Below are 21,653 nucleotides of genomic sequence, written 5' to 3'. Positions count from 1 at the left end.
AATATTATGAAGCAGCCATTGATTATTTTGACGGGGCCGACTGCTGTCGGGAAAACCAAAGCATCTATCGGACTTGCGCAGGCGATTAACGGTGAGATTATTTCTGCAGATTCTATGCAGATTTATAAATACATGGATATTGGTTCTGCTAAAATTTGCCCGGCAGAAATGGAGGGCGTGCCTCACTATCTGGTGGATGAGCTTTTACCGGAAGAAGAATTCCATGTTGTAAAATTTCAACAGATGGCAAAAAAAGCGATGGAGCAGATTTACAAGAAAGGACACATCCCCATTGTAGTAGGCGGAACCGGCTTTTACATTCAGGCACTTCTTTACGATATTGATTTTACAGAAAATAAAGAAGACAGCGGATACCGGCAGGAACTGGAACGATATTGCCGCGAGCACGGGGCTGAAGCGCTGCATCAAATGCTCGCTGTAAAAGACCCTCAGGCTGCCGAAGAAATTCATGCAAATAATGTAAAGCGTGTCATCCGCGCGCTGGAATTTTATCACCAGACAGGCCAAAAAATATCAGAACATAATGCAAGGGAAAGGCAAAAGGAATCTCCCTATGAATTTCGCTATTTTGTGCTGAATGATGAAAGGCAGCATCTATATACCCGCATTAACCAACGTGTAGACCAGATGATGGATGCCGGACTTTTAGATGAAGTAAAACGCTTGAAAGCTATGGGATATACACGAGATATGGTGTCCATGCAAGGGCTGGGTTATAAAGAACTTCTTTCCTATCTTGACGGGGAATGTACGCTTACGGAGGCTGTCTATACTATTAAAAGAGACACCAGGCATTTTGCTAAACGGCAGCTTACCTGGTTTAAACGGGAACGTCAGGTTCTTTGGATTGACAAGCCATCTTATGCTTATGATGAAGAGAAAATACTGAAAGCAATGCTTTCGCATATGGAGGGAATCATATAAATGTTAGACGAAATAAAAGAAATGTATCAGGAAATGGGAATCCGGAAAAGTGTGCTTGATTTTGGGCAGGACGCATTATCCGGTCTGAAAGAACGCTTTGAAAAAATAGACGAGATTGCAGAATACAATCAATTGAAGGTAATCCATGCCATGCAGAAAAACAGAGTGAATGAATCTTGTTTTAAATTTGCCAGCGGATATGGATACAGCGATTACGGCAGGGATACGCTTGAGAAAGTATATGCCGACGTGTTCCATACCGAAAGTGCCCTCGTAAGACCGCAGATTACATGTGGAACGCATGCATTGTCTCTTGCCTTAAGCGCCAACCTACGTCCCGGAGATGAACTTCTTTCACCGGTGGGCAAGCCTTATGACACGCTGGAGGAAGTGATTGGTATCCGTCCGTCCTGCGGTTCCCTTGCTGAATATGGAATCACATATTCTCAGGTGGAATTGTTTCCGGATGGGAGCTTTGATTATGAAAATATAAGAAAAGCGATCAATGATCGGACCAAAATTGTTACCATTCAACGGTCAAAAGGTTATCAGACGCGTCCGAGCTTTTCTGTAAAACAGATTGGAGAGCTGATTTCCTTTGTAAAAGGGATTAAGCCGGATGTAATTTGTATGGTGGATAATTGTTATGGTGAATTTGTAGAGACCATAGAACCAAGTGATGTGGGAGCAGACATGGTAGTTGGATCACTGATCAAAAATCCGGGAGGCGGTCTTGCGCCTATTGGCGGTTATATTGCAGGAAGAGAGGATTTGATTGATGCCTGCGGATACCGTTTGACCTCACCAGGGCTTGGAAAGGAAGTTGGCGCTTCTCTCGGAGTTATGCAGACTTTCTTCCAGGGGCTTTTTCTTGCGCCTACAGTTACTGCAGGCGCACTAAAGGGAGCCATTTTTGCTGCGAATATTTATGAACGGCTGGGCTTTGGTGTAATCCCCAATGGATCAGAAAGCCGTCACGACATCATTCAGGCGGTAGAATTTGGCGTACCTGAAGGTGTAATTGCTTTTTGTAAAGGCATCCAGGCTGCCGCTCCGGTAGATTCTTATGTTACGCCGGAACCATGGGCAATGCCGGGGTATGACAGCGATGTAATCATGGCAGCCGGAGCCTTTGTACAAGGGTCATCCATTGAACTGAGCGCTGACGGACCGATAAAACCTCCTTATGCAGTCTATTTTCAGGGCGGACTTACCTGGCAGCATGCAAAGCTTGGAATTTTAATGTCTCTGGAATATCTGGTAAGAGAAGGGATTGTAACTTTATGAGAATCTATATTATCGGCGGAGGGGCTTCCGGCATAGCCGCTGCCATAGCCGCCGCAAGAAAAGGTGCCGCTGTAACAATTCTCGAACATAAAGACCGGATTGGGAAAAAAATTCTGGCCACCGGAAACGGACGCTGCAATTTGACAAATCTCCATATGGAAGCGTCCTGTTTCCGGGGAGATGATACTGCTATTGTAGATAAAGTGCTGCGTCGTTTTGATGCAGAAGATACCCTGAAATTTTTTCGGGATCTGGGACTTCTGACAAAGACACGGGGGAATTATGTGTATCCGCGCACTGACCAGGCCTCCACTGTACTGGAAATCCTGCTTATGGAACTTAGAAGGCTCCACGTCCATCTGGAGACAGATACCCATGTAACCTCTGTAGAAAAGACAAAAAAGGAATTTCGTATTCGGGCTTCACAGAAAGAAAAAGGAGAAAAAGTGTATCATGCAGATAAGGTGATTCTTGCTTCCGGAGGGAAAGCTGCGTCTGCCCAGGGATCTGACGGAAGCGGCTATGGACTGGCAAAAGCTATGGGACATTCGCTTTCGCCGGTGGTTCCTGCATTGACCGCTCTCAGAGCCTCGGAGAAAATTTTTTCCAGGCTGGCAGGGATCCGCACCGAAGCAACGGTAACCCTTTATCTTGATGGCAGAGAAACCGCAGCTGATACCGGGGAATTGCAGCTGACAAATTATGGGATTTCCGGGATTCCCGTATTTCAGGTTAGCAGATATGCTTCTAAGGGACTCTATCAGAAAAAAGAGGTCACTGCCAGGATAGATTTCCTGCCTGCAATGTGTGAGAAGGAATTCCTTCTGTATCTGTCCGAAAGGAAAAGAAAGGAAACGGATACTGTGATGGAGGAATTTCTTATCGGAGTTTTTCATAAAAAACTAATTCCGGTATTCTTAGAGTATGCCGGGATCGGATGTCATATGAAAGCAGAAGTGGTTTCAGAAGCAGATTTTCAGAGACTTGTTAAGACGTGTAAGGGATTTCCGGTGCATATTATTGCCGCCAATTCCTTTGAACAGGCGCAGGTTTGTGCCGGCGGTGTGCGGACGGCACAAGTAAAGGCAGATACTTTGGAATCCATATATACGCCGGGTTTTTATCTGACGGGAGAATTACTAGATATCGACGGAATCTGCGGCGGATATAACCTGCAATGGGCGTGGGCCACCGGATACCTGGCAGGCAGAGATGCCGCTGCGGAGCGTGTTCATCGTACAGACAGGAGGACCTATGATTCAGATTAATCAGTTGAAATTAAATATCCATCACACAGAAGCGGATCTGGAGAGAAAGATTAGAAAAATTCTCCATTTGAAAGAAGATACGCTTCTTTCTTATCAAATTAAGAAACAATCTATAGACGCAAGAAAGAAACCGGATTTATTTTTTGTATATACAGTAGACGTGCAGATAAATGCAGCTTTAGAGAAACAGATTCTACGCAGATGCAATGATAAAAATCTGTCTGCCGTTCAAAGAACCTCCTGGCATTTCCCGTTATGTAAGAATGGAAAATTTCTGCAACACCGTCCTGTTGTAATCGGAAGCGGTCCGGCAGGACTGTTCTGCACATATTTCCTTGCACAAAATGGTTACCGTCCCATCCTTATTGAACGGGGAATGCCGGTAGAAGAACGGTTAAAGGATGTGGAAGCTTTCTGGAAAACAGGAAAACTAAATACCGAATCTAACGTACAATTTGGCGAAGGCGGAGCCGGTACATTTTCCGATGGAAAATTAAACACACTGGTAAAAGACAGCGATGGGCGCGGCCGGAAAGTGATGGAGATTTTTGCAGAATATGGGGCGCCGAAAGAGATTCTATACGTAAACAAACCTCATATTGGGACAGATGTCCTGATAAATGTAGTCAGAAATATGAGGAATGCTATTTTGGAAAATGGCGGGGAAGTGCTTTTCCATACCAAAATGACTGATATCCACACTCGCAATACAGACGGAAGCAAGCAACTGGAATCCTTACTTCTTACGGATACACTGACAGGAGAAGAACGGATACTCCCCACTGATATTACAGTTCTTGCACTGGGGCACAGCGCAAGAGATACTTTCCAGATGCTTTATGAGCGTGGGATAGATGTACAGGCAAAATCTTTTGCGGTTGGTGTAAGAGTCGAACACCCACAAGCCATGATTAACCTGTCGCAATATGGCAGGGAACATCCGGATATTCTATCGGCAGCTTCTTATAAATTAACGACGAAACTGGAAAATGGAAGAGGTGTCTATACCTTCTGTATGTGTCCGGGAGGTTATGTAGTTAATGCTTCTTCCGAGCAGGAGAGATTGGCAGTCAATGGGATGAGTTACCATGCAAGGGATGGACGTAACGCCAACAGTGCTGTTATTGTAACGGTGACTCCGGAGGATTATGGCGGCAGCCATCCGCTTGCCGGTGTGGCGTTCCAGCGAAAATTAGAAGAAGCGGCATACCGTGAAGGAAAGGGCAGTGTACCTGTGCAGACTTTTGGCGATTATAGACGGAACATGCCATCCGAAAAACTGGGAACAGTGATCCCGCAGATAAAAGGCAAATACCGTCTTTCCAATGTCAGAAATATTTTCCCCGGGGAAATCGGCGATTCCATTGAACAGGGAATTCTTGCCTTTGACAGAAAAATTCCGGGATATGCCGGAGAGGATACGATTCTTTCCGGTGTGGAGAGCAGGACGTCATCTCCCTTACGTATAAACAGAGATGCACAGATGGAAAGCCCGGTAAAGGGAATCTACCCTTGCGGAGAAGGTGCCGGGTATGCGGGAGGAATTACATCAGCTGCAATGGATGGGATAAAAACTGCAGAAGCAATCGCCAAAAAATACCTTCCATTCGACAAGGCACGCGAATGATTAAGAAATTTTTAATGGGATAAGTCTATACACACTTTTTGAAATATGGTAAAATATACTGAGTTTTCAGAAGAGAAAATGCATTGTGGGCATCGTACGAATTGGAAAAATGAATCAGACCAATACCATGAAAGATTTATTAACGGCAGAGCGTCCCTACGAGAAATGTGAGCACAGCGGGGCGGGAAGCCTTACAGATGCAGAGCTATTGGCCGTCCTACTTCGGACAGGCACAAAAGGGGAGAATGTACTGGAGCTTTCCCGGCGTCTTTTATATGAAAAGGGACAGGGAATTCTGGGAATCCATCAGCTTGATATGGCGCAGCTTAGACAGATGAAAGGAATTGGGAGAGTCAAGGCAATACAGATTGCCTGTATCTCTGAATTGGCAAAGCGTCTTGCTAAGGCAACAGCTTCTGAAACACTTAGTTTTACATGTCCTGCGTCGATTGCAAAGTATTACATGGAAGAGATGCGGCACGAAAAACAAGAACACATGAAATTACTAATGCTGAATTCGAAATCACATCTTCTTGGTGAATCAGATATTTCCAAGGGAACGGTTAATTCATCGCTGATTACACCGAGAGAATTGTTTATAGAAGCGTTACAGAAAAATGCAGTGTCCATTATCCTGCTGCACAATCACCCCAGTGGTGATCCGACGCCCAGCAGGTCTGATATCCTGATAACAGAAAGAATTTATCAGGCGGGATTATTAATCGGAATTGACTTACTGGACCACATCATTATTGGGGACAATTGTTATATGAGTTTTTCCGAAGCGGAGCTGCTAGGTACGAAAGGATAATAGAAAATGGCAAAACATATATATGGACTGGATCTTGGTTCATACGAAATTAAAGTATATGACAAAAAGCAAGATACTATTTGGAAAGAAAAGAATGCAATTGCAGTTAAAAATGACAAAGAAATCTTTGCCGTCGGTGATGATGCCTACCGTATGTATGAGAAGTCTCCCACTGGTATTCAGGTTGCATTTCCTATGAAGGAAGGCGTTATTTCCAGATTTAATGATATGCAATATCTTCTGCAGAACCTGTTGAAAAAAGAACGCCGGTTTGCAAGAGGGGCAGAGTATGTAATTGCTGTTCCAACTGATGTGACCGAAGTGGAAAAAAAAGCTTTTTTTGATTTGGTAATACATTCGACGGCGAGGGCGAAAGAAGTTAATATTGTAGAACGAGGGATTGCTGATGCTATTGGACTCAATCTGGATATTGAAAATACAAAAGGAATCCTGATTGCTAATTTTGGTGGTGAGACTACTGAATTGTCCGTTATTTCCGGCGGCGGCATTGTTTTTAACCGGCTTGTAAAGGTAGGAGGGATTACTTTTGATCAGGCGATAGCAACCCTTGTGCATTATAACCATGACTTTTTAATCGGAAGGCTGACATCGGAGACGTTGCGGAAAAAATTTGGCGTGGTCATTGACGATTCCTCATTCCTCACAGTTGCAGGGCGGGATCTGATTACGGGGCTGCCCCAGCGGCGAGAGATTTCAAGCACTCTTGTTCGCGTGGCAATACAAGAACCTTTGAAGGATTGCCTCCGGGCAATCCAATCGCTTTTGGACAGGATACCACCGGAAATACGGAAGGCAATTTATAAGAATGGTATTTTCCTGACTGGCGGGGGTGCCTGTCTTCCCGGACTTGATGAGCATATGGAAAATGCTCTTGGAATTACCGTGCATACGGCTATTGAACCGGATATCTGTGCGGTAACCGGGCTGAAACAAATTATAATGTCAAAAGAACTGAAGAAACTGGCATATTCCATGTTGAATGAAAGTTATAGGTGGATGAGATAAGATGAAAATTAAACAGCAAAACAGTATTCCAAGTAAATATATATTTCTGATTTTTGTTGTCATATGCGGCGTCCTGATGGGAGCAGAGCTTTTTACTGACAGTGGCGGACCGCTTCGCTGGATTGGCAATTATACGATTGTACCCATGCAAAAAGGAATCAGTTATGTAGGAACCTGGATGAGTGATCTTTCAGACAATTTTCAAACACTGGACGAGGTGAAGAAAGAAAATGAAGAACTCCAGACACGTGTAGACGAACTGACTATCGACAATACAAGACTTCGTCAGGAACAGTATGAACTTGAACGTCTGAAAGAGCTCTACAAACTGGACCAGAACTATGCGGATTATGAAAAGGTAGCAGCACATGTTATTGCTAATAATGGTACGAACTGGTTTAGTTCTTTTACCATAGATAAGGGCAGTAATGATGGAATTAAAGAGGATATGAATGTTCTTGCAGGAAGCGGACTTGTTGGAATTGTCACAGAGGTTGCACCGAATTATTCACAGGTTCGTTCTATCATTGATGATGAAAGCAATATCAGCGGCATGATTCTTTCTACCTCCGATCTTTGCATGGTTCGCGGAGATTTAAAACTGATGGAGGATGGAAGAATTCGTCTGGAGAAGCTTCCAAATAACGATACCGAAATAGAAGTCGGCGAACAGGTAGTTACATCCCACATCAGTTCAAGATTTTTACAGGGATTGCTTATTGGGTATGTCAGCGAGATTTCTGTTGATTCCAATAATCTTACCCGTTCCGGCTATATCACTCCGGCGGTTGACTTTACAAAGCTGCATGAAGTCCTTATCATCACATCTACGAAACAAGATATGATAGATGCAAAAGACAGTGATACAGCGGATAATACGGCGGATTCTGCATCAGAGGAGGAGTAATACATGAAAAGAAAAGTGATTTCTTTCCTTATCATTCTGGCCTGCTTTTTGCTGCAGAGCGCGGTATTTCCCCGGATAACATTCTTTACTGTAAAACCGAATCTTCTGATTATTGTCACAGCATCTTTTGGATTTATGCGTGGAAAGAAAGAAGGAATGCAGGTTGGATTTATCTGCGGTATTCTGATGGATGTATTCTGGGGCGGGCTGTTAGGGTTTTATGCTTTAATTTATACAACAGCCGGTTACGTGAACGGCTTTTTTAAGCGCATGTTTTATGATGAGGATATTAAGCTCCCACTGGGAATGATAGCCGCCAGTGAATTGGTTTATGGACTGGTAGTATATTTCTGCCTTTTTATGCTGCAGGGAGAATTCCATTTCTTCTATTACCTTTTCCATATTATTCTGCCTGAATTAGTATATACTATTTTGGCTACGATTGTTTTATACCAGATTATTCTTCAGATTAACCGTAAATTAGAAGCAGAAGAACAAAGGAGTGCCAGCAGATTTGTATAGTTTATGGGAAAAAATAAAAAACGGAGCAGCAGAAATCGCCCGAACAAGGTTGTTTATTGTTATTATTGTTTTTTGTGTATTATTTTCAATTTTAACTGGGCGTTTATTTAGCCTGCAAATTATCCATGGTGAAGAATATCTGAATAATTATAAGCTTCAGATTCAAAAAACCCGGACAATCCAGGCAAACCGCGGAAATATTTACGACCGCAACGGTGTTCTGCTTGCCTATAATGAACTGGCGTATTCTATTACGATTGAGGACAACAGTGAATATACCGGCTCTGAAAAAAACAGAGAATTGAATAAAGAAATCGGTCAGATTATCGAAATCGTTGAATCGAATGGCGACTCTGTAATTAGTAATTTCAATGTCGTTCTGGATAGCAACAATGAATATCAGTATGCAATGGATAACGAAACCCTGCGGCTCCGTTTCATTGCGGATGTATTTGGGGAGTCAACAATTGATAAGCTTACGGACGAACAGTGTAATATGAGCGCGAAGGATTTGATTGATTATCTCTGCGAGGATGAAACCAATGGTTATGGAATTAATCAAGATGAGATGGAGCGTTCCGAGGTGTTAAAATATGTAAATATCCGCTATGCTATCAGCCTGAATCGTTTTCAGAAATATATTCCGGCAACTGTTGCAGAAGATGTAAGCAACGAAACAGTCGCAGATATTATGGAGCATATGGATGAACTGCCGGGAGTAGATGTGGCCGAAAAATCCCTGCGCCGTTATACAGACAGTAAATATTTTGCCAATATCATCGGATATACCGGTCAGATTTCTCAGGATGAATATGACGCACTTGATAAAGAAGAGCAGGAGAAATATTCTTTAACTGATACAGTAGGAAAATCAGGGCTTGAACAGGTAATGGACGAGTATCTTCAGGGCGAGAAAGGGGAAGTGAAACTGTATGTCAACAGTGTAGGTAAGGTTATTGAAACGGTAGAGAATAAAGAACCTACTGCCGGTAATAATCTTTATCTTACAATTGATGCCAATCTCCAGAAAGCCGCATACGATATCCTGGAACAGGAGCTTGCGGGAATCCTTCTGGCGAAGATGGCTGATGTACTGGATTATGACCGCTCTACGTCTACGGATGCAGGCAATGTCATTGTTGCAAGCGGCGATGCTTATTATGCATTTATTGGAAATGATATACTGGATATGCAGCATTTTTCCGATGAAAATGCAGGCAATACGGAAAAAACAGTATATGCTTCTTTCTCTGCATATAAAGAACAATTAGTGAACGACCTGATTTCCATTATGGAAAATGAAAGTGCACCTGCATATAAAGATATGTCCCGTGAGACACAGGCGTACCTGTCTTTTATCGTGACAGATCTTCTGACGGAAAGCAGAGGCGTTCTTGTACAAGAGTCTATTAATACGGAAGATGCTGTATATCTCCAGTGGCGGAATGAAGAAACAATTAATATTAATACTTATTTGAATTATGCAATATCACAGAATTGGATAGATTCTTCTAAGTTGCAGGACTATGTATCCACAGACGGGAAATATTCCAGCGCCGGCGAATTATACAGCGGTCTTGTTTCTTATGTACAAGATGCTTTGCTTAACAGTTCTTCTTTTGATAAACTGGTTTATCAGTATATGATTAAAGCCGGAAGCATTACGGGAACGCAGATGTGCATGATGTTATATGAACAAGGTGTTCTTGCTTTTGACGAAGAACAGTACAACAGTCTGGCAAGCGGAGCAACAAGCGCTTATGATTTTCTCCGCAGTAAAATTCAGTCGCTGGAACTAACCCCCGGACAATTAGGGCTTGAGCCTTGTACCGGGTCTGTGGTGATTACGGATCCTGATTCCGGTAATGTACTGGCTTGTGTATCTTATCCGGGATATGACAATAACAGGCTTGCCAATTCTATGGATAGCGCTTATTATAACAAACTACTTACGAATACGGCCCGTCCGTTTTATAATAATGCAACCCAGGAAAAAACGGCTCCGGGTTCTACCTATAAACCTTTGTCAGCGATTGCAGGTCTTACAGAGGGTGTGATTGATCTGAATACGACCACTTATTGTGATGGTACATTCAAGAAGGTCGTCCCCAATATTAATTGTTGGGTATATCCCAGCAATCATGGGACACAGGATGTAGTCAGCGCTATTACCAATTCCTGCAACGTATTCTTTAATGAAGTAGGATATCGGCTGGGGCTGGAAGAGGCGGACGCTGCTCAGATGGAAAATGAAGACGGCTCCGAGACGAAAAATATTTATTCCAGTGAACTGGGGCTTAGTAAGTTAAGGAAATATGCCACCATGTTCGGGCTGAATGAAACCTCCGGCCTTGAAATTCCGGAATCGGAACCTCAGATATCCGACGATTCCTCTGTACCATCGGCGATGGGACAGGGAACTAACAATTATACAACCAGTCAGCTTGCGCGGTATATCAGCACTGTCGCAAATGAAGGGGCGGTATATAAACTGTCTCTGCTGGACAGGGTAGAGAAAATAGACGGGACGGTGGTAGAAGAGTTTCAGTCCGAACAGACAAATACAATAGAAGAAGTTTCACAGGATACATGGGATGCCGTGCATTCCGGAATGAGAGGAGTTATTCTGAATAACAGCAGCCTGTTTTCTAAAATAAACGAAAGCAGTGTTTCGTTATATGGAAAGACCGGTACGGCACAGCAGAGTAAGACCCACGCTGATCATGGCCTGTTTGTTGGATTTGCATCCAATGGAGGCGATCCGGAGATCGCATTTGCAATCCGGATTGCAAATGGTTACAGCTCTACTTTCGCGGCAGAAGTCGGTAAGGGTGTTATAGAATACTATTACAATATAACCGATTCGTCAGAGCTTATTAACGGCAGCGCTTCTGCGGTAAGCGCAGGCTCTCACAGTGATTAATTGCCGACGCAGGGAGATGAACTTTTTGAAGGATCATGTAATCATTAAAAGCAACAAATACGGTTTAACAGTCTATCTTGATTCAGAAATTGAATATAAGGAACTGTTAGTAGAAATAGAAAATAAATTCAGAGCGTCCTCTCGCTTTTTCAGGGGAAATGAAGTAGCATTAAGCTTTGAAAACCGTATTCTTACAAAAGCTGAAGAAAAAGAGATTGTAGGAATCATATCCACAGCGGCAGATATCCGAATTCTCTGCATCATTGATCACGACGCGAAAACAAATCAGATGTACAAAAGTATAGTAGATGAGACCCTTGCCATGGTACCTGAGGCAGACGGGACTTTCTATAGGGGGACGTTAAAGCGGCGGCAATTACTGGAAACCGAAAGAAGCATTATCATTATCGGTGATATTGAAGAGGGAGCAACTGTTGTCTCCAAAGGAAATATTATCGTAATCGGGGCTATTTATGGTTCTGCACAGGCCGGCGCATCCGGAAAGGTGGACGCCTTTATCGCCGCTCTTGATATGGAGCCGGCACATCTGAAAATTGGCGACCTGGAAGTAAGACCAGTGATAGGAGGAGATTATTCATGGGCGAAGTTATCGTAGTTACATCAGGAAAAGGCGGTGTTGGCAAGACAACAACTACCGCAAATTTAGGCGCAGGACTTTCAAGGCTGGATAAAAAAACTGTAATCATAGATACAGATCTTGGACTCCGGAATCTTGATGTCGTTCTGGGACTAGAAAATTTAATCGTATATAATCTAGTAGATGTGATTGAAGGAACCTGCCGGTTGAAGCAGGCGCTGATTAGAGATAAACGATATGAAAATCTTTATCTTCTTCCTTCGGCACAGACAAAGGATAAAACCGCAATATCGCCGGAACAGATGAGAAAGCTTACTGCAGAGCTGAGAGAAGAATATGATTATATCCTTTTGGATTGCCCGGCAGGTATTGAACAAGGATTTCAGAATGCAATTGCAGGAGCAGACCGGGCACTTGTGGTAACGACTCCGGAAGTTTCTGCGATCCGCGATGCTGACCGTATTATAGGTCTTCTTGAGACAAACGGAATCAGGAAAACAGATTTAATTATTAACCGTATCCGGACCGATATGGTAAAGCGTGGAGATATGATGTCGGTGGATGATGTGACAGAAATACTTTCTGTTCCGCTAATCGGAGCCATACCGGACGATGAACAGGTTGTTATCGGCACCAATCAGGGAGAACCGGTAATAGGAACGGAAAGTTTAGCCGGGAATGCCTATATCAATATCTGTAAGCGGATTTTGGGAATCGAAGTTCCCTTCCTTGATTTGAATGCAGGACAGGGATTTTTCTCCAGACTCTCCCGCATTTTAAAGAGAAATTAGGAGGGAGCGGGATGGCAGGAAAATCTTCTGTAGCAATTGCAAAAGATAGATTGAAGGTTCTTGTTATATCAGACAGAGTGCAGTGTACACCCGATGCTTACGGACGTATCTGTTCCGAGCTGCAGCAGACACTTTCAAAATATATTGAAATTACACCGGAAGACTTTGATGTTTCCATTACTCGAACACATATACATATTAAAATAACAGGAGAAAAAAATTGAAATTACCTTTTATTAAAAAGCCCTATCATTTAAAAGATTACAAATTCAGCCTGGTTATTCTTGTGCTGGCTTTATCCTGCCTTGGGGTACTAGTAATCGGAAGTGCGAATAGACCTTATCAAAGCAGGCAGATTCTGGGGTTAGTCCTGGGAATCATCGTTATGGTAGTTGTTTCACTGATTGATTATATATGGATCATGAATTTTTATTGGATTCTTTACTTCCTTTCTGTTTTCATGCTTGCAATTGTCCTTGTTCCCGGAATCGGAGAGGTAGTGAATGGAGCAAGAAGATGGATCAATCTTGGATTTACGAATTTTCAGCCTTCAGAGATGGCAAAAATACTCTTGATTATTTTCTTCGCTAAGTTTATTATGCAGCATGAAGAAGATTTAAGCGACAAAAAGACAATCCTGAAGGCGGTTGTATTGATCGCCATTCCTCTTGCGTTGATTTATAAAGAACCTAATCTGTCTACAACCATTGCGACAACTGCCTTATTCTGCGTACTGATGTATGCGGGAGGGCTGAGTTATAAATTCATAGGAACCGTCCTGTTAATTGTAATTCCACTGGCAATTGTCGCTCTTAGCATTGTTGTTCAGCCGGATCAAAAACTTTTGGATGATTATCAGCAAAAACGTATTCTGGCATGGCTTGAGCCGGAGAAATACGCCAGTGATGATGCTTATCAGCAAAATAACTCTGTTATGGCAATCGGTTCCGGACAATTAACCGGAAAGGGGCTAAACAACAATACGACCACTTCTGTTAAAAACGGGAATTTTATTCTGGAGCCCCAGACAGATTTTATTTTTGCTATTGTCGGGGAAGAATTGGGATTTGTGGGTTGCTGTATTGTCATTGCTCTGTTATTATTAATAGTGATTCAGTGTATTTTGATAGGCATCCGATCGCAGACTATGGGAGGCAGAATCATATGCTGCGGCGTAGGATCACTTATCGGAATACAAACATTTATCAATATTGCCGTAGCAACGCAGCTTTTCCCTACAACAGGAATCCCATTACCCTTTGTGAGTTATGGACTCACATCTCTGATTAGTTTATACATTGGTATTGGGCTTGTACTGAATGTAGGTTTACAACCGAAAAAATATCAATAGGAGTGAAAAGAATGAATATAGGTTTAATTGCGCATGACGCAAAAAAAACATTGATGCAAAATTTCTGCATCGCATACCGCGGCATTCTCAGCAAGCATGAACTATACGCGACCGGAACTACCGGACGTCTGATTGAAGAGGTAACGAATCTCTCTATCCATAAGTTCCTCGCCGGGCATCTGGGCGGTATGCAGCAATTGGGGGCACAGATTGGACACAACGATATTGACGCTTTGATTTTTTTGCGTGATCCGTCGACAGTAAAACCTCATGAACCGGATGTAAATGATGTAATTCGTCTGTGCGATATGCATAATATCCCGATGGCGACGAATCTTGCCACCGCTGAATTACTTGTTTTAGCAATAGACAGAGGAGATTTAGACTGGCGTGAAATGTATAGATAGAATCAAAATATTTCTTTGCTGCATCTGTGTAAGTATTGTTGCCATAACAGGATGCAGCCGGGGAAATGCAGCAACAACGTATGAAATAGAAAATTACAATAAGAATTTATATCAGAGCAGCCTGTTTGCGGAACATCTCTGTGTGGCTAGTGAGGATGTTGAAATTGCAGGCTTCACCGGCAATTCTTCTCTGCACGCTGCAGGACTTTTTAATGTTGACAGCGGGGAGGTTGCATATGCTTATCACATCCATGACCGCATTTATCCGGCAAGTACAACGAAAATACTTACAGCATTGGTTGCACTTAAGAATTCTAACCTGGAGGATATTGTAACCGTCAGCAGTACCGCTGCCGCATCCAGCTTCGGTATCGAAGATCAGGTCTGTGGGCTGCAGGAGGGGGATCAGCTTACCATGGAGGCTCTTCTCTATGGATTACTCTTATACTCCGGCAACGATAATGCAGTGGCAATTGCAGAGTATATCAGCGGTAGTACGGAAGAATTTTCCGAACTTATGAATCAGCAGGCGGCAGAATTAATGGCAACAAATACACATTTTACATCGCCAAACGGGCTTCATGATGATGACCATTATACTACGGCTTATGATATGTATTTGATTTTTAATGAGTGCATTAAAAATCAGGAATTTATGACGATTATTGGTGCCGACCAGTATACGGCAGACATTACAGGGGCAGACGGAAGCGTAAGGCAGATTACCTGGGAACCTACCAGCTATTACGCCCGGGGATTGGCATCACTTCCAGAAGGCGCTGCCATAATCGGCGGGAAAACGGGATATACAGGAGAAGCAGGGAACTGCCTGATTCTTCTTGATAAGGATGATGCCGGATCTTCCTATATTTCTATTGTCATGGGTGCCGAGACTAAAACGCAATTGTATGAAGATATGACTGCTTTAATCAATCAGATACCAAATACAAAATAAAAAGAGGGGCATCTGTTTAGATACCTCTCTTTCCGTTTTATACATCTGATGCACTGCCAATTCTTCCGTAAAGGCTGATAAGATACAGCCCGCACAGACCAACGATAGTATAAATGATTCGTGACAGCCATGTCAGGTTCCCAAACAAGAATGCAACCAGATCAAAACGGAAGATTCCAATAAGGAGCCAGTTAACAGCTCCGATAATAACGATTGTTAATGATGTGTTGTCAAACCATTTCATGATTGTTCCTCCTTTTTATCTATGAATATATGATTGACAAAAAAGGAAAAGTTATACCTAAAAAAGGAAAGTATTTCTATGGAATGCAAAAAATTATATTATACATATTCTGAATATTTAAAAGGAAAATATGGCGAAAAAGTTTATAAACTTCCGATTAATCTGCCGGTTACATGTCCGAACAGGATTTCCGGTAAGGGTGGATGTACATTCTGCGCCGAATCCGGTACCGGATTTGAAGCTGCAGATTCTGGCATTTCCGTTCAGGAACAACTGTTGTCTGTCCGTCAGAAAATAGAAGAGAAGTACCATGCCCACAAATTCATTGCATATTTTCAAAATTATACGAACACTTTTCTGCCGATTGAATTTTTTTCTTCTTATATAGTGGAAGCTGCTGTGATTTCAGATATTGTAGGAATCGCAATTTCTACCAGACCAGATTGTATCCGTAAAGAATATTTGGATGTATTGAAGAAAGTGTCGGATGATTATCATTTGGATATTTGTATCGAACTTGGACTCCAGACGGCGAATTACCATACTCTGGATCAGATTAACCGTGGACACGGTCTGGCGGAATTTCTGGATGCAGTCAATCAGATTAAAGTATATGGTTTTGATATTTGCACACATGTAATCCTGAACCTTCCGAATGATACCATAAGAGATGCAGTTGAGACGGCAAAAATCTTATCTGCCATGAAGATAGATATGGTAAAAATACATTCTCTTTACATTGCCAAAAACACTATATTGTGTGAAGCTTATGAAAATGGTACAATAACTCTGTGTGAAAAAGAAGAATACATCGATAGGCTGATCACTTTTTTGGAATATCTGAATCCGGAAATCGTTGTAGAGCGCATATTTAGTCGGATTCCGAAAGAAGATTCCGTATTTTGCAATTGGGGGACCAGTTGGTGGAAATTAACAGATGAAGTGAGAACCGAAATGAAAAAACGGGAAAGCTTTCAGGGAAAAAGGTTTCACTATTTAGATGGAGCCGCATTAAATCAACTATAATATAGGAGGCAGATGTTTTGTCTGATAATAAACTGACGAATATACAGGTTTACCGAAAAAAATGGAATATCAATATCGGCGTTATAATTTTTGGTGTTATTTTTATTTATCTGGTTATTACTGTGTTGACCTATGTGACTGCAAAACATATATCTGTGTACGAAGTCCGGGAAGGATCTATTCTTAAAGATACTTCTTACACAGGCATCATTATCCGTGAAGAAGAGGTTGTTTCGGCCCAGGGAAGCGGCTATGTGAATTTTTTTGTCACAGAAGGCAGTAAAGTTGGTAAAAAAACGAATGTCTATAGTCTTTCCGATGAAAAAATTGATTTTTCATCTACGGAAACTTCTGTTGATGAGAACGGAAATTCTATAGAAACAGAATTGACGTCTGAAGAGAAAAATTCTATCGAAACTAAAGCACAGAATTTTATCGAAAGTTTTAGCGATCTAAAATATGAAGATGTTTACACTCTGAAGGATTCTGTAAATAATATCATTACTGCCAATTCCGCACAAGGAAGGCAGGCACAACTGAACAGTATGATTCAGAGCGGGCAAACCGGATTAAATGTCTATCCGGCAGAAGAAGACGGAATTATTCTATATTCTGTAGATGGCTACGAATCTCTTACTGCTGAGACCGTGACGAAGGAAGATCTTTCCAGGACGGATTATGAAAAAATAGAGATGTACAATAACACACAGATAGATTCCGGCAATCCTGTGTATAAACTTGTTACCAGTGAAGATTGGACGATTGTAATTGAGCTTGATGATGAAATGAATGAAGAGCTGAAAGAAAGTACCAGTGTAAAAGTACGATTTGCTTATGATGGACAGACAACATGGGCAGGGCTTTCTATTAAGGATATCGATGGAACGCATTTAGCATTCCTTACATTTGACCATTCTATGGTTCGATATGCTGGCGAGCGTTTCCTGGATATAGAATTAATTCTTGAAGATGAATCCGGGCTTAAAATCCCCACATCTTCTGTAATCCAAAAAGATTTCTATATAGTACCTGAAGATTATCTGACACAGGGCGGGAACAGCAAATCAACCGGGGTATTAATTCAGGAAGAGTCGGATACAACACGGTTTGAAGCGGTTACGGTATACTATCGTGACCAGGATACCGGGATGATTTATCTGAATCCATCTGATTTTGACAGAGAAACCATATTGGTAAAACCGGACTCATCGGAAACCTATACATTAAAAGAAAGGGAGCGCCTTCCCGGAGTTTATAATGTAAATAAAGGTTATGCCGTATTCTGTCAGGTAAATATCCTGTGTGAAAGTGATGAATATTATATTGTTGAAGAAGGAAGTGACTATGGATTATCCAATTATGACCACATTGCGTTAGACGGCAATATTGTTCACGAAAATGATATTGTATTTTAAAAACAGGAGGGATACCATGTTAAAGGATAATTTTGAAGAAGTGGAAAAGAAAATACAAGCTGCCTGCGATCGTTCCGGACGCAGAAGAGAGGATATCACATTAATTGCGGTTAGTAAAACAAAACCTGTCGATATGCTTAAAGAAGCCTATGACTTCGGCACAAGAATATTCGGCGAAAATAAAGTGCAGGAGATTACCGAGAAATATGATGCTCTTCCCCGGGATATTTCCTGGCATATGATCGGACATCTACAACGCAATAAAGTAAAATATATTATTGATAAAGTAGATTATATTCATTCCGTTGATTCTGTAAGACTTGCTGAGACAATTGAAAAGGAAGCCGCAAAGCATAATTTAACAGTAAAGATACTGGTTGAAGTCAATGTTGCAGGTGAGGAGAGCAAATTCGGCTTGAGTCCGGAAGAAGTACTTCCTTTTATTGAAGAAATATCAGAGTTTTCACATATTCAGGTCTGTGGATTGATGACAATTGCTCCTTTTGTCGAAAATCCGGAAGAAAACAGGCCATATTTTAGCCGTTTACGTAAATTATCTGTTGACATTGACTCGAAAAAAGTTAATAATGTTAATATGAGTATGCTTTCAATGGGGATGACCAATGATTATGAAGTTGCAATTGAAGAAGGAGCAACAATGGTTCGTATCGGAACCGGTCTTTTCGGTGCAAGAAATTATGCTCACGAATGATTGACGAAAGAGTAAGATAGGAGAGTTAAAAAAATGGGAGTATTAGATAAGTTTCTTGATATTATGAAATTGAGTGATGATGACGATTACGATGAAAATGATGATTTCTTCGATGATGAATATGATGATGAATACGAAGAGAAACCAGCGAAAAAGGGGATTTTGAACCGTTTTAAATCAAAAGACACTTATGATGATTATGACGATGCCGACGAAGGTTATGATGATTATTCATCCAGGCAGTCTAAAGCTTCTCACACAGTAAGCAATAAGGTTACTCCTATGCGTCAGCCTGCAAGAAGAAGTACAGGTGTGAGCATGGAAGTTTGTGTAATCAAGCCATCTTCCGTAGAAGATGCAAGAGAGATTACGGAGACACTGCTCAGTGGAAGAACGGTTATTCTGAACCTCGAGGGGCTGGATTTAGAGATTGCGCAGAGAATTATAGACTTTACTTCAGGAGCAGCTTTTGCGATTAATGGAAATCTTCAGAAAGTTTCCAATTACATATTCCTTGTAACGCCGACGAATGTTGATATTTCCGGTGATTTGCAGGATTTGTTGAATACTTCTTTTGATGCATCCTCTATGAAAACGAGGTTTTAGGACAATTTGAAATATGAATAAGGAAGAATTGATGCTTCAGAAGCATCTGATAGACTTATCCGAGACAGCTTACAAAAGGGATATCGTTACTTTCTCGGATTTTCTGAATCTTAATGAATTAAATATACTGCATTCTACACCCAAGAATATGTTTTCTGCGAATTATGAAACATATGGTGGTTATGAAGCTTCCGAGCGTCAGATGGTTGCCTTTCTACCTGATGCTCTTTATTATGAGTATAGTTATCCTGTTTCTGTGCTGAAGATCGTTCCATCTGCACCAAAATTTGCAGAACAGCTTACTCACAGAGATTATCTGGGAGCTGTTTTGAATTTAGGGATAGAGCGATGCAAAATTGGTGATTTACTAATCGGCGAAAAGGAATGTATCCTTTTTGTGTGTGATTCTATATCCCGCTTTATAATAGACAATCTGACCAGAATACGGCATACATCTGTAACGGCCGCCGAGATTCCTCCGTCAGATTTTTCCTATACACCTGCTTTTCAAGAAATCAAGGGTACAGTTGCATCTGTCAGACTGGACACAGTCCTTTCCGTGGCATTTCCATTATCCCGCAGCAAATTAACCGGATTTATCACAGATGGCAAAGTATTTGTTAATGGCAGGCTGATTACATCCAATGGGTACCATCTGAAAGAAAGAGACGTGATCTCTGTACGTGGTATGGGAAAAATTTCCTATAACGGTGTATTATCAGAGACAAAGAAAGGACGTTTCTATATCACCGTTAATAAGTATGTGTAAAAATATATTGTAGTATTTACTGCAGGAGAGGATACTTGAATACCTATGAAACCAAAAAAAACGAAACGGCTATTCCATTATTTTGCAGCTATTTTTCTGATATCCGCATGTGTAATGCTGGATCAATGGACAAAATATCTGGCTGTCACTTACTTAAAAGGGAAGGCGCCACTTGTGTTATTCCCGGGAGTTTTTGAACTGTATTATCTGGAGAACAAGGGAGCTGCATTCGGGCTTTTCCAGAATCAGCAAATCTTCTTTTTGGCAAGTGCGGTTGTCATTCTTATATTTATTATTGTACTTTATTTGCGGATTCCGATGAACAAACATTTTTTACCTCTCAGAATATGTGCTGTTATGATAGCAGTCGGGGCAATCGGCAATAGTATTGACCGGATGAGACTGGGATATGTAATTGATTTCTTCTATTTTAAATTGATTGATTTCCCTGTTTTCAATGTAGCAGATATTTTTGTAACAGTCAGCGTGGTTCTGCTTATTTTTTTCATTCTTTTTTTCTATAAGGAGGAAGACCTTGATAAAATACTTCACTATTGAATTTGAAAGCGGAGAGCGGCTGGATCGTTATCTTGCCGGAGAAATGCCGGATATGTCTCGCTCTTACATCCAAAAGCTAATCAAAGATTCCCAAATCTATGTTAATGAAAAGCCTGTAAAAGCAAATTACAGGCTTTGTTTTGATGATGTGATAAAAGTTACCATACCGGAGCTTAAAGAGCCTGAAATCGCCGCTGAAGAGCTTCCGTTGGACATTCTGTATGAGGATTCAGATATCATCATTGTAAATAAACCTAAACAGATGGTAGTACACCCGGCTCCCGGCCACTATTCCGGAACGCTTGTAAATGCGCTGATGTATCATTGCGGAAAAGAGCTTTCCGGAATCAATGGGGTTATGCGTCCCGGCATCGTACATCGGATTGATATGGATACTACCGGTTCTTTGGTTGTGTGTAAAAACGATACTGCTCATAAATGCATTGCCCGTCAATTAAAAGAGCATTCTATTAAACGCGTATATGTAGCTCTGGTACACGGTAACATAAAAGAAAACCAAGGGACAATAAACGCACCTATCGGCCGCCATCCTACAGACCGGAAAAAAATGAGTACCCATGCAAAGCATAGCCGTGAAGCAATTACCCATTATAAAGTTCTCGAGCGGTTTGGGGATTATACCTATATTCAATGTGAGCTTGAGACCGGACGCACTCATCAAATTCGCGTCCATATGGCGAGCATCGGTCATCCATTGCTGGGTGACCAGGTATATGGTCCTGCCAAATGCCCGTTCAAGCACCTGCAGGGGCAGACTCTTCATGCAAAAACACTTGGAATTATCCACCCGTCGACAGGAGAGTACTTGGAAGTAAACGCTCCGCTTCCTACGTATTTCAAAGAATTATTAGTCATATTAACTAAATTATAGCTAATTTTTTTAA

General features: G+C 41.6%; 23 protein-coding genes. 22 read left to right on the top strand and 1 reads right to left on the bottom strand.

Annotated features, from left to right (window positions below; translation table 11 throughout):
• Positions 1–6 precede the first annotated feature (6 nt).
• The 15 genes from miaA (at position 7) to OCV99_RS02785 (ending at position 15,418) form a co-directional block, all read left to right on the top strand.
• On the top strand, positions 7–945 hold the full coding sequence (gene miaA, locus OCV99_RS02855) for a tRNA (adenosine(37)-N6)-dimethylallyltransferase MiaA (RefSeq protein ID WP_158367973.1): 939 nt from the start codon (positions 7–9) through the stop codon (positions 943–945).
• Positions 946–2,232: a methionine gamma-lyase family protein gene (locus OCV99_RS02850; RefSeq protein ID WP_158367971.1), complete on the top strand. Its 1,287-nt coding sequence runs from the start codon at positions 946–948 to the stop codon at positions 2,230–2,232. It abuts the gene before it with no gap.
• Positions 2,229–3,500, top strand: coding sequence for a BaiN/RdsA family NAD(P)/FAD-dependent oxidoreductase (locus tag OCV99_RS02845; protein WP_158367969.1), 1,272 nt, complete (start codon positions 2,229–2,231; stop codon positions 3,498–3,500). The genes OCV99_RS02850 and OCV99_RS02845 overlap by 4 nt, the downstream gene beginning before the upstream one ends.
• Positions 3,487–5,127 carry an NAD(P)/FAD-dependent oxidoreductase gene (locus OCV99_RS02840; RefSeq protein WP_158367967.1) on the top strand — a complete coding sequence of 547 codons (1,641 nt, stop codon included), beginning with the start codon at positions 3,487–3,489 and terminating at the stop codon, positions 5,125–5,127. Before OCV99_RS02845 ends, OCV99_RS02840 begins: the two co-directional genes overlap by 14 nt.
• Positions 5,128–5,236: 109 nt before the next feature.
• Entirely contained in the window at positions 5,237–5,938 is a 702-nt protein-coding gene (gene radC / locus OCV99_RS02835) for a RadC family protein (protein ID WP_158368558.1), read from the top strand.
• A gap of 6 nt (positions 5,939–5,944) precedes the next feature.
• Positions 5,945–6,964, top strand: coding sequence for a rod shape-determining protein (locus OCV99_RS02830; RefSeq protein ID WP_158367965.1), 1,020 nt, complete (start codon positions 5,945–5,947; stop codon positions 6,962–6,964).
• Between the two features lies 1 nt (position 6,965).
• Positions 6,966–7,871 carry a rod shape-determining protein MreC gene (mreC, locus tag OCV99_RS02825; protein ID WP_158367963.1) on the top strand — a complete coding sequence of 302 codons (906 nt, stop codon included), beginning with the start codon at positions 6,966–6,968 and terminating at the stop codon, positions 7,869–7,871.
• 3 nt (positions 7,872–7,874) lie between these two features.
• On the top strand, positions 7,875–8,393 hold the full coding sequence (mreD, locus tag OCV99_RS02820; RefSeq protein WP_158367961.1) for a rod shape-determining protein MreD: 519 nt from the start codon (positions 7,875–7,877) through the stop codon (positions 8,391–8,393).
• Positions 8,386–11,316, top strand: a complete 2,931-nt coding sequence (locus tag OCV99_RS02815; protein ID WP_262574661.1) for a penicillin-binding transpeptidase domain-containing protein — start codon at positions 8,386–8,388, stop codon at positions 11,314–11,316. The genes mreD and OCV99_RS02815 overlap by 8 nt, the downstream gene beginning before the upstream one ends.
• Before the next feature lie 25 nt (positions 11,317–11,341).
• Positions 11,342–11,932 (top strand): septum site-determining protein MinC, encoded by a 591-nt coding sequence (locus tag OCV99_RS02810; protein WP_158367957.1) that lies wholly within the window; start codon positions 11,342–11,344, stop codon positions 11,930–11,932.
• Positions 11,914–12,705, top strand: a complete 792-nt coding sequence (gene minD, locus OCV99_RS02805) for a septum site-determining protein MinD (protein ID WP_158367955.1) — start codon at positions 11,914–11,916, stop codon at positions 12,703–12,705. Before OCV99_RS02810 ends, minD begins: the two co-directional genes overlap by 19 nt.
• A gap of 11 nt (positions 12,706–12,716) precedes the next feature.
• The gene (locus OCV99_RS02800; protein WP_158367953.1) at positions 12,717–12,929 is read left to right on the top strand and encodes a cell division topological specificity factor MinE; all 213 of its coding nucleotides are present in this window, start codon (positions 12,717–12,719) and stop codon (positions 12,927–12,929) included.
• Complete coding sequence (locus tag OCV99_RS02795) at positions 12,926–14,056, top strand: FtsW/RodA/SpoVE family cell cycle protein (protein ID WP_158367951.1); 1,131 nt, start codon at positions 12,926–12,928, stop codon at positions 14,054–14,056. Before OCV99_RS02800 ends, OCV99_RS02795 begins: the two co-directional genes overlap by 4 nt.
• A gap of 11 nt (positions 14,057–14,067) precedes the next feature.
• Positions 14,068–14,463 carry a methylglyoxal synthase gene (gene mgsA / locus OCV99_RS02790; RefSeq protein WP_158367949.1) on the top strand — a complete coding sequence of 132 codons (396 nt, stop codon included), beginning with the start codon at positions 14,068–14,070 and terminating at the stop codon, positions 14,461–14,463.
• Positions 14,447–15,418, top strand: a complete 972-nt coding sequence (locus tag OCV99_RS02785) for a D-alanyl-D-alanine carboxypeptidase family protein (RefSeq protein ID WP_158367947.1) — start codon at positions 14,447–14,449, stop codon at positions 15,416–15,418. Before mgsA ends, OCV99_RS02785 begins: the two co-directional genes overlap by 17 nt.
• Before the next feature lie 37 nt (positions 15,419–15,455).
• Here OCV99_RS02785 and OCV99_RS02780 read toward each other — a convergent pair whose 3' ends face one another.
• Entirely contained in the window at positions 15,456–15,662 is a 207-nt protein-coding gene (locus tag OCV99_RS02780; protein WP_158367945.1) for a DUF378 domain-containing protein, read from the bottom strand.
• 78 nt (positions 15,663–15,740) lie between these two features.
• Between OCV99_RS02780 and mnmL the strand changes: the two genes are divergently transcribed.
• From mnmL to OCV99_RS02745, 7 genes are read left to right on the top strand one after another with little or no spacing between them, the layout of a single operon-like run.
• Entirely contained in the window at positions 15,741–16,688 is a 948-nt protein-coding gene (mnmL, locus tag OCV99_RS02775) for a tRNA modification radical SAM protein MnmL/YtqA (protein WP_158367943.1), read from the top strand.
• Positions 16,689–16,705: 17 nt separating this feature from the next.
• On the top strand, positions 16,706–18,103 hold the full coding sequence (locus tag OCV99_RS02770) for a biotin/lipoyl attachment domain-containing protein (RefSeq protein ID WP_158367941.1): 1,398 nt from the start codon (positions 16,706–16,708) through the stop codon (positions 18,101–18,103).
• A 16-nt stretch (positions 18,104–18,119) separates the two neighbouring features.
• Complete coding sequence (locus OCV99_RS02765) at positions 18,120–18,815, top strand: YggS family pyridoxal phosphate-dependent enzyme (RefSeq protein WP_158367939.1); 696 nt, start codon at positions 18,120–18,122, stop codon at positions 18,813–18,815.
• Between the two features lie 33 nt (positions 18,816–18,848).
• The gene (locus tag OCV99_RS02760; RefSeq protein ID WP_158367937.1) at positions 18,849–19,421 is read left to right on the top strand and encodes a cell division protein SepF; all 573 of its coding nucleotides are present in this window, start codon (positions 18,849–18,851) and stop codon (positions 19,419–19,421) included.
• Positions 19,422–19,434: 13 nt separating this feature from the next.
• Positions 19,435–20,190, top strand: coding sequence for a YlmH family RNA-binding protein (locus OCV99_RS02755; RefSeq protein WP_158367935.1), 756 nt, complete (start codon positions 19,435–19,437; stop codon positions 20,188–20,190).
• 45 nt (positions 20,191–20,235) lie between these two features.
• Positions 20,236–20,748, top strand: coding sequence for a signal peptidase II (lspA, locus tag OCV99_RS02750; protein WP_158367932.1), 513 nt, complete (start codon positions 20,236–20,238; stop codon positions 20,746–20,748).
• Complete coding sequence (locus OCV99_RS02745; RefSeq protein ID WP_158367930.1) at positions 20,726–21,640, top strand: RluA family pseudouridine synthase; 915 nt, start codon at positions 20,726–20,728, stop codon at positions 21,638–21,640. Before lspA ends, OCV99_RS02745 begins: the two co-directional genes overlap by 23 nt.
• The last annotated feature ends 13 nt before the right edge of the window (positions 21,641–21,653 follow it).

This window comes from Dorea acetigenes, from assembly GCF_025567385.1.
Taxonomy (GTDB): Bacteria; Bacillota; Clostridia; order Lachnospirales; family Lachnospiraceae; genus Claveliimonas; species Claveliimonas acetigenes.
The sequence above is the reverse complement of the archived record's forward strand: the minus strand, read 5'-3'. Positions and strand labels throughout refer to the sequence as shown.

Coding starts and splice junctions, on each gene's coding strand:
- miaA (WP_158367973.1), top strand. CDS start 7: ATGAAGCAGCCATTGATTATTTTGACGGGGCCGACTGCTGTCGGGAAA.
- OCV99_RS02850 (WP_158367971.1), top strand. CDS start 946: ATGTTAGACGAAATAAAAGAAATGTATCAGGAAATGGGAATCCGGAAA.
- OCV99_RS02845 (WP_158367969.1), top strand. CDS start 2,229: ATGAGAATCTATATTATCGGCGGAGGGGCTTCCGGCATAGCCGCTGCC.
- OCV99_RS02840 (WP_158367967.1), top strand. CDS start 3,487: ATGATTCAGATTAATCAGTTGAAATTAAATATCCATCACACAGAAGCG.
- radC (WP_158368558.1), top strand. CDS start 5,237: ATGAATCAGACCAATACCATGAAAGATTTATTAACGGCAGAGCGTCCC.
- OCV99_RS02830 (WP_158367965.1), top strand. CDS start 5,945: ATGGCAAAACATATATATGGACTGGATCTTGGTTCATACGAAATTAAA.
- mreC (WP_158367963.1), top strand. CDS start 6,966: ATGAAAATTAAACAGCAAAACAGTATTCCAAGTAAATATATATTTCTG.
- mreD (WP_158367961.1), top strand. CDS start 7,875: ATGAAAAGAAAAGTGATTTCTTTCCTTATCATTCTGGCCTGCTTTTTG.
- minD (WP_158367955.1), top strand. CDS start 11,914: ATGGGCGAAGTTATCGTAGTTACATCAGGAAAAGGCGGTGTTGGCAAG.
- OCV99_RS02800 (WP_158367953.1), top strand. CDS start 12,717: ATGGCAGGAAAATCTTCTGTAGCAATTGCAAAAGATAGATTGAAGGTT.
- mgsA (WP_158367949.1), top strand. CDS start 14,068: ATGAATATAGGTTTAATTGCGCATGACGCAAAAAAAACATTGATGCAA.
- OCV99_RS02780 (WP_158367945.1), bottom strand. CDS start 15,662: ATGAAATGGTTTGACAACACATCATTAACAATCGTTATTATCGGAGCT.
- mnmL (WP_158367943.1), top strand. CDS start 15,741: ATGGAATGCAAAAAATTATATTATACATATTCTGAATATTTAAAAGGA.
- OCV99_RS02765 (WP_158367939.1), top strand. CDS start 18,120: ATGTTAAAGGATAATTTTGAAGAAGTGGAAAAGAAAATACAAGCTGCC.
- OCV99_RS02760 (WP_158367937.1), top strand. CDS start 18,849: ATGGGAGTATTAGATAAGTTTCTTGATATTATGAAATTGAGTGATGAT.
- OCV99_RS02755 (WP_158367935.1), top strand. CDS start 19,435: ATGAATAAGGAAGAATTGATGCTTCAGAAGCATCTGATAGACTTATCC.
- lspA (WP_158367932.1), top strand. CDS start 20,236: ATGAAACCAAAAAAAACGAAACGGCTATTCCATTATTTTGCAGCTATT.